General features: G+C 38.5%; 5 protein-coding genes. All 5 read right to left on the bottom strand.

What is annotated here, in order from left to right; translation table 11 throughout:
* Nucleotides 1–114 precede the first annotated feature (114 nt).
* The 5 genes from BC008_RS06900 to BC008_RS06880 all read right to left on the bottom strand — a co-directional run bounded on the left by BC008_RS06900 (nt 115) and on the right by BC008_RS06880 (nt 6,157).
* A complete protein-coding gene (locus tag BC008_RS06900; protein WP_036268408.1) occupies nt 115–1,110 on the bottom strand; it encodes an aldo/keto reductase in 996 nt (331 codons plus the stop codon).
* Between the two features lie 85 nt (nt 1,111–1,195).
* A complete protein-coding gene (locus BC008_RS06895; protein WP_058183367.1) occupies nt 1,196–4,471 on the bottom strand; it encodes a type 2 lanthipeptide synthetase LanM family protein in 3,276 nt (1,091 codons plus the stop codon).
* Nucleotides 4,472–4,997: 526 nt separating this feature from the next.
* Nucleotides 4,998–5,303: an NHLP leader peptide family RiPP precursor gene (locus BC008_RS49310; protein ID WP_058183366.1), complete on the bottom strand. Its 306-nt coding sequence runs from the start codon at nt 5,301–5,303 to the stop codon at nt 4,998–5,000.
* A 70-nt stretch (nt 5,304–5,373) separates the two neighbouring features.
* Nucleotides 5,374–5,733 carry an NHLP leader peptide family RiPP precursor gene (locus BC008_RS06885; RefSeq protein WP_058183365.1) on the bottom strand — a complete coding sequence of 120 codons (360 nt, stop codon included), beginning with the start codon at nt 5,731–5,733 and terminating at the stop codon, nt 5,374–5,376.
* Between the two features lie 82 nt (nt 5,734–5,815).
* On the bottom strand, nt 5,816–6,157 hold the full coding sequence (locus BC008_RS06880) for an NHLP leader peptide family RiPP precursor (RefSeq protein ID WP_058183364.1): 342 nt from the start codon (nt 6,155–6,157) through the stop codon (nt 5,816–5,818).
* Nucleotides 6,158–6,959 lie beyond the last annotated feature (802 nt).

Genomic DNA, 6,959 nt, shown 5'->3' with positions numbered 1-6,959 from the left:
TTCGTTGTTAGACCGATATCTTTGCCCGTATTATCTCGTAGTTTTTTTCATAAATCAAATATGATTCCTATAGTAGTAAATAAAGACGTTATAACTTGTAATGCCACAATGGCTTTAGGATAATTGAGAACTGCGATAGATTAATTTTTCTGGAGGGACATCTTGATGTTTTAAGCTATTGCGGTGCATATCCCCATAAAGATTGAGATAGTCGATTTCTTCTGAAGTCAATTTTCCTTGCTTGACACCTGCGATCGCGCTGTCAATTTCTGTTCGATTTGTTAACCCAGTCAAGCAGACATCTACACAGTTTTGACTTAAAGCATAGCGGTAGAGATCGGGAGCTTGGGGTCGCCAACATTCTAAAGGTAAGTCAATAGGTGCATTCCAAAGTAAACCAGAACTGCAAGCAGTAGACTTAAAGGTAACAATTCCAGATCGCTGCGGATCTTCAGGACTTAATTTCTTAAAAATTTTATTCTGAGCATAACGGTGAGTAACATTATTTCTAACCATGACCACGTCTAAAAGTGGACTATTTAACCATTGCTGAGCGAGGTCGAGGTCGTGAAAAGATGCGCCAATGTAACGAACAACCCCCATCTTTTTCATGCGTTCGGACACACCAAAAACTTGTTCGATAACTTTTTGATAAAAAGTATTACTTCCTCTCAAGAAAGGAGAAAGTTGCAAACAGTCATTTAAAATTTGTCCTTCATTCCCACCGATCCAACCCCAGAAAAAGACATCGATGTAGTCAATTCCTAACTCTTTAAACTGGTCGCATAGAACTGGAATAGCTGCTTCTGGATTTTTGATGTAAGTTACAGTTGCTAAGACAACCTTTTCCCGTATTGAAGAACCTCTTCCGCATAATTGACGCAGCGCATTAGACATAGGACTATATGCGTAATGGTGCAAATCGGAGGAGTAAAAGAAGTAATTAATTCCTTGATCGAAAGCATAAAGAGTATCTTCACTGGAAATACCACCACCACCACCCAAACCCAGACAACTAACTGTTAAGTCAGTTCTTCCAAATTTGCGATAAAAAGGTAAATCTAACTGTTTATTTGTAATTTCAAGGGAAGAAGAAGCAGGGAAAGTCATATCCAATCCTGTTAACTAGCAATATGAAAGTGAAGTAATTTAGTCGTAGGAACATAGTAATGTCATGCCCCTACTTATCTCTTAGCTACTGCCACAAAAGCACTGAGGGTAATAATTCTGGGTAAGCTAGTCTTAAAAACTGATAGCCAATTCCTGCCGTTCCTTGGAAAAAACCAGGGTTATAAATGCCTCGAAAATCACCAGGAAATATCTGAAAGTAACCAGTTTTTTCAGATCTTTCGACTACATAAGCAGCTTGTTTTTGAGCTAGTTCAATAAGTTCTTCTCTTTGTAGTTGTGAACCTGCGATTAAGAATACTTCAGAATAACCAAGATTTCCGCAACAAAGATGATCGATGTTGTGTAAGGCTATTTTTCCTGTAGTTTGTAGAGCGGCTTCGATATCTTGGCGTATTACTTCGCTATCTAGTGTTGACAAACCTCCCAAACGAGCTAAAGCAATACCAGGTGCGCCATTACACCAACTTGTACCACATGCTGCTTGCTCGCTTCTTAAATCTAACCAATTTTGAGCTTGTGGAGAAAACACAGAGCGTTCGTAAGCGATCGCACTTTCAGCAGCGTGCAAAAAAATTGGTTCGGGAACTGAGGCAAATAATCTGAGTAATGCATAGGCAATACCAGCGGCACCATGGGCAATCCCTGTCAATAATTTGCCTCCAGTAGTAGCCCAAGTTAAAAATCCTTTCTCGCTGTTGACGCGGTTATCGATCAAATGATACGCACAAGTTTTTGCTAGTGCTAAAGTTTGGGAATCTTTAGTTGCATCATAGAGAGCTAATAACCCTAACATTAAGCCAGCAGTTCCAGAAACAAGATCGAACTTGCGATCGTTAGCAATATTTGAAGGACTTAACAAGGAAACGAATTTTTGAGCATCTTCTAAAAGTTCAGGTTCGTCTAGAAATTGGCTGCATCGTACCAAACTGTAAACAATCGACCCTAAACCTTTACCTCCACCAAGATTAAGTTCTCTAATGATTTTATCTTTCGATTCTAAATTCCAGTGTTTCCAAAGATTACGCGTTGGTTGTAAAGCACCCAAAGCTAAATCCCGAAATTTTTTATTCTCAGTAACCTTAGCTAATGCAGCTAAGAAGAAAGCCACACCAGCACAGCCATCATATAGATCGTAGCCCAGGGATCGCGGTTGTAATTGCCCAGCATCAGGTACATATTCCATACCCATCCACCAAACACTACCATCTTTTGCACGTACTGCTCGTTTTTCCATCTCTTTAGCGATTGAAATCGCCTGCTGAACTAGTTTCTCCTTAACTAAAGGGGAAAAAGTCTCTAAGTTGGGTGCAGGTTGTCCTGATAATGAAGAATTGGCAGGCTTACTAGCAGTACTTGCATACAAAGAACTGTAAATAAAACCTATTTGTTGTTCTAAATCACTTTCATTGAGTTGGTGCAAACGATTTCTTATTAGATCGTAACTAGGTTCTCGATAATAGCGATCAATTGCTTGATTATCGTTAATGATAAAAACATCTCGATTGGATCGCGCTGTAAACAAGGGAATATCGAAATCTTGCATGGCTTGTTTTTCAGCCATAACAATTTGCCAATCATGGGGTTTATCTTCAGAATCTATAAAAGCTTTACTAAGAAGATCTAATACAATATCGCGATCCACTCCAAATTGAAGATACTTGGGCTGTAATGTTTGTTTCTGAAGGGAATCATAGATTTGAGAAGGACGCATGAGTGCACGCACTCGTTGATCTGCAAATCCTGTAATTGGACTATTCGCAGCCAAAAATATTTCTTTATGTCCCATTAAAAACTGATAAGTGCTGCGAAAACCATCTACCAACTCTTCCTGATAATCGCTTGGGGACAACTTATAGCCATCTAAAATTGGAACATTAAAGTAAGGTCGTGTTTTAGTATCCTCATAACCCAATACCATAGCGTCTGTATTAATGTTTTTCCAAACCGGACTGCGATAATGAGTTGGTTGTCCTTCAGCCCCACCCAAACCACTGATATCATAGGCTATGCCATCTTTTCCAAACTGCCACTTCGGCAAAAAGCTAGTACTGAGTACTGAATACTGAAACTTGTCAACTGCTACAGATAAAGCATCTATATTGTCATCATTTTCTCGTTCTCGAATTTTGCCACACATCAACATTTCCAGGTCGATGGCGACAGGATATTCTCCACAAGCAATAATATTTTCGTAATGAAAATCTGCACCTGAAAGCACATACAATAAACATAAAAGCATTCCCGCCCGTTGATAATATCGGGCTGCAGCTTCTGAATCTTCTAAAGGTAAATGTTCGATATATTCGACCCAACCGTAATTAGAACAGTTGAGGACTTGCATCAGTTTTAGTTGTGGAAGAGTTTTTTGATCGTTTAACCATTTAACTAACTCAAAAAAAGCCACTTCTAAACCCAAGTCTTTTGGCTTATAAATTAGTTTTAACCCAGAAGCAAATTTAAGCGCCAAGACCGATCTTCCTTGGTTGTGGAGGTCAGAAAGACCAGCCCCAATATCTACAACTTGTCCTAACTCTGAATCGCCTTGAAAAGTTTTCTGAATCTCTGACCAGTCTAATTTCAAGCGCTGGAGAAATTCGCAGGTATTAGTTACCCAAAAATCCGTAACTGTTCCTACCAGACGACCCAAAACACTGTATTTTTGAAAAAATTCTAGTAGCCCTCCCGACAACATTTTGCCAACAAACTTGTTGTAGTGGGTTTTTGAATGAGAACCATCTACTTGAGCCAACCATCTATTCAATGTTGGTTGTTCGTAATTTCTGAAGATTTGGAACTCAAGCGCCATTGCTTGAGTGCAAAGTTCAACCAACGACTGTAACAGTTGAAATTGTAAGCAAGCATGGGCATCAATCGAAAGTAAATAATAACTAGAGCCAGCTTGAGTTTTGAGCTTTTTCCTAGCAATATAAATAAAAGACAAAAATATTTCTTCAAAAGGAAGCGGTTGTTCGGGGTTTAAAAAATAATTATCTTCTCTAATACCTTTGCGTGAAGCTTCTAAAGCTGCTTTTAAAGTTTCTGCCCAAGCAGGTAAATTATCCTCGTCAACCAAACTTTTAGCGTCAAAGGCGCTACGTATTTTGTCTAAATCTAGATCCTCCCAAGCAAGACGTTTTTCAAACTTTTCTTGATTTCCTCCTGCTACCATTTGACACCAATTAGCAACACGAGAATCGACAAAATCTTTGTTAATAGCTGTAGGATTGAAAGAAAATTTATCTCCCAATCTTTCGGCGATTGTACTTGATTTTTCAACAATTTTTAACAATCCTTTGTACAGGATAGAATCGTCAAGTGAAATTTCCGTAGTGTTTGTCATATTTTCTCAGTTATATTTTTATAATTACAGGTGAATATCGTAGATGCTTCTAACAGGCTTGCGTTAATACGTCTCAATCATATGGCTAATGGAATGTAAGAGCCTGGAGCGTCTGCAGAGCCTCTATATACGGTAATATTTGCTAGATATTAACAGAGCTTATAAGAAAAGGTAGTTTGTCTCATTGAAGTTGACGGGTGAATGCAGGGAGGAAAAAGAAGGAGAAAAGAGGGAGTAGAAGATATTTTTTAAACTTATCGAAACTAATGGGACAAAACACTAGGAATCTGTCCCATTAATTTTACAAATTTGTCCGAAACCCGTGTGCTCGATTTGTTAAAAAATAGAACGATAGATATATAAACCAGTTAAAATCAATGGAACAAATTACTAGGCGTATGTTGCATTTATCTTGATTGGTTATTTAACCCATAAAACCCTGTAGAGACAACTCGCGAACCCCGTATAGATAACCCGTCGACATCGTCTCTACAAGTGTTTCGTAAAATCAAGAAGGTTACGCAATTTAAAATTTGAAGGTTATAGAACCAAAGGTGCAAGGCAACCTAAAGAATCCTCCTGCTACAGTCTCCAATTCTTTTTCTGACAGTTCCTCACTTGAAGATGTCTTTGGTAGAACTACATAGGAAACTTTATCTGTTTCTTCTAGTATTTTTATCTGCAAGTCTTGAGGAAGTTTTTGCTCGATTTCTTTTTCGATAGCTGCTTTAGCTGCAACCGGTCCGCTAAGCAACTGTTCCTTAAAAGATGGATCTTGTAAAGCGCGGGTAATAATTCTAGTTTCTAGGGTTTGTGGGGTTTGTTCGCTCATGATTTTCTCCTTTGTGATATTTTTGTTAGTAGATAGGCTAGTCTTGGTTTCACCAAGAAGGTTAGACAATTTATTTGAAGGTGATGGAACCAAAGGTACAAGGTAAGGTGTTTGTGAACAAACTGGTAACAGCTGTCGCAGCACCAATGGCACCAGAACTTGGTCTTCTTCTTCCACCTGCAACAGATTCCAATTCTTCTTCTGATACTTCGTCAACTGAAGGCATCTTTGGTAAAACCACATAGGAAGCCTTATCTGTTTCCTCTAGTACATTGACTTGCAAATCTTGAGGAAGTTTTTGCTCGATTTCTTTTTCGATAGCTGCTTTAGCTGCAACCGGTCCGCTAAGCAATTGTTCCTTGAAAGATGGATCTTGTAAAGCGCGGGTAATAATTCTAGTTTCTAGGGTTTGTGGGGTTTGTTCACTCATGATTTTCTCCTTTGTGATGTTTTTGTTTGTTGTTAGTAGATTGGATGAGCTAGTCTTGGTTTCACCAAAAAGGTTAGACAATTTATTTCAAGGTGATAGAACCAAAGGTACAAGGCAAACCTCCTGTAAGAAATGTTGCAGTCTTGAAAACGACAGTAAATGCTGCTCCCCCTGCAACAGCTTCTAATTCTTCTTCTGATACTTCGTCAACTGAAGGCATTTTTGGTAGAACTACATAGGAAGCCTTATCTGTTTCCTCTAGTACATTGACTTGCAAGTCTTGGGGAAGTTTTTGCTCGATTTCTTGTTCGATAGCTGCTTTAGCTGCAACTGGTCCGCTAAGCAACTGTTCCTTAAAAGATGGATCTTGTAAAGCGCGGGTAATAATTCTGGTTTCTAGAGTTTGTGGTGTTTGTTCGCTCATGATTTTGTCCTTTGTGATATTTTTGTTAGTCTTGACCAACTTAATTTTCAAGTAGTAGTAGTGAAAAGAAGACAAGTGGTGAAATCAAGAAAACTACACTTGGATAGAACTTGAATTTCTCGTTTCTTGTCTTTGTTCTCTATGACTTAACTATTGCCCAAATTCCAAGCAAAAACAATTAATGAAAGCTCAGATTTATTCAGGAAATTGAAAAAAAGTGACGTTCTCTAGAAGAAACAGTGGATTGTTTAGGCTCGGATAGTGTTTCTGGTTTAGAACATGGATAATTAGAAAGTAAACTGCTTGAAAATGGATATAAATTATTAAAGTGACTATTACAAGGCTATTTTGGTAGACAAGGTGATAACGAGATATAGCTATGTAATAAGCTTGGGACATTGGTAAATCCTAAAAGCTATGATGTGTAAGCTTTTGGTCAATATAGGCGCACTTTACTAACGTTTTTGGTGCGGTCTATTTTGACTTGCGCGTAGCACTATAGAGGGTGAATGCTTTGGTAAAAATGAAGATACAGCGTATTGCAGATTTATGATGTACAACCAAAGCGAATCCCTCTCCTAACTATGGCTGAACCCAAGAGTTCCGCTATAGGAGAGGGAGTCTGTAAGGACAGGGTGAGGAAGGAGTAGTGTACCTAATTTACTTCTAAGCTGCTGTATGATTAACGTCACGCTATCACTAACAGCTTTGCTAATACCAATTCAATAAATCATTGCAACAGATTCTACGGTAGAGACGTTGCATGCAACGTCTCTACAAAATCTATCTGTCNAAGGACTAG

The organism is Mastigocoleus testarum BC008 (assembly GCF_001456025.1).
GTDB classification, from domain to species: Bacteria; Cyanobacteriota; Cyanobacteriia; order Cyanobacteriales; family Nostocaceae; genus Mastigocoleus; species Mastigocoleus testarum.
Note: the sequence above shows the minus strand (reverse complement) of the source record. Positions and strands in the feature narration are given on the sequence as shown.

What these genes read in the sequence shown, in the direction of transcription:
- BC008_RS06885 (WP_058183365.1), bottom strand. Translation starts at nt 5,733, where the DNA reads ATGAGTGAACAAACCCCACAAACCCTAGAAACTAGAATTATTACCCGC.
- BC008_RS06880 (WP_058183364.1), bottom strand. Translation starts at nt 6,157, where the DNA reads ATGAGCGAACAAACACCACAAACTCTAGAAACCAGAATTATTACCCGC.
- BC008_RS49310 (WP_058183366.1), bottom strand. Translation starts at nt 5,303, where the DNA reads ATGAGCGAACAAACCCCACAAACCCTAGAAACTAGAATTATTACCCGC.
- BC008_RS06895 (WP_058183367.1), bottom strand. Translation starts at nt 4,471, where the DNA reads ATGACAAACACTACGGAAATTTCACTTGACGATTCTATCCTGTACAAA.
- BC008_RS06900 (WP_036268408.1), bottom strand. Translation starts at nt 1,110, where the DNA reads ATGACTTTCCCTGCTTCTTCTTCCCTTGAAATTACAAATAAACAGTTA.